The 255-nt window shown below is 54.9% G+C and carries 1 rRNA gene; it reads left to right on the top strand.

The window, feature by feature from the left end:
• A 23S ribosomal RNA gene (locus tag LE190_RS21705) occupies positions 1–255 on the top strand; the annotation flags it as partial.

The raw sequence follows: 255 nt of genomic DNA on the forward strand, positions 1-255 counted from the left end.
GCACCGTCGTATGATGCGATGGGGGGACGGATCGCGGAAGGTTGTCCAGCTGTTGGAATAGCTGGTTTCTGGTTCATAGAAGGCGCTTAGGCAAATCCGGGCGCAGGATTCAAGGGACTGGGACGTGCACCCATGTGGTGCGAAGCAATCGGAAGTGGTTCCAAGAAAAGCCTCTAAGCTTCAGTCATACGAGACCGTACCGCAAACCGACACAGGTGGGCGAGATGAGTATTCTAAGGCGCTTGAGAGAACTCG

This window comes from Massilia hydrophila (assembly GCF_020208145.1).
Classification (GTDB): domain Bacteria; phylum Pseudomonadota; class Gammaproteobacteria; order Burkholderiales; family Burkholderiaceae_D; genus Telluria; species Telluria hydrophila.